The 254-nt window shown below is 70.5% G+C and carries 1 protein-coding gene; it reads left to right on the forward strand.

Annotation, left to right across the window (positions count from 1 at the left end; genetic code table 11):
* On the forward strand, positions 1 to 254 hold a 254-nt coding region (locus GJQ66_RS14335; RefSeq protein ID WP_230379655.1), incomplete at both ends, for a hypothetical protein.

A 254-nucleotide genomic window follows, 5' to 3' on the forward strand; every position in this document is an offset into this window, starting at 1 on the left:
AACGGGCTCAATCCGGTGACGGTCGTCGTCGTCGGCCTGCTCGCGTTCGGACTCCGCATCAACACCGGTCGGATCATCGGCCTCGTCATCGGCACCGCCGGCGGGGTCCTCATCGCCCTCCCCACCGTCGGCGAGGGCTCATCGAGCATCGCCGGCATCGTCATGATCCTCCTGGCGCTCACCTGCTACGGCATCGCGATCAACGCCGCCGGCCCCCTACAGCGCGCCCACGGCGCCCTGCCCGTGATCCGGCG

It is taken from the genome of Microbacterium sp. ZXX196 (genome assembly GCF_009709595.1).
GTDB classification, from domain to species: Bacteria; Actinomycetota; Actinomycetes; order Actinomycetales; family Microbacteriaceae; genus Microbacterium; species Microbacterium excoecariae.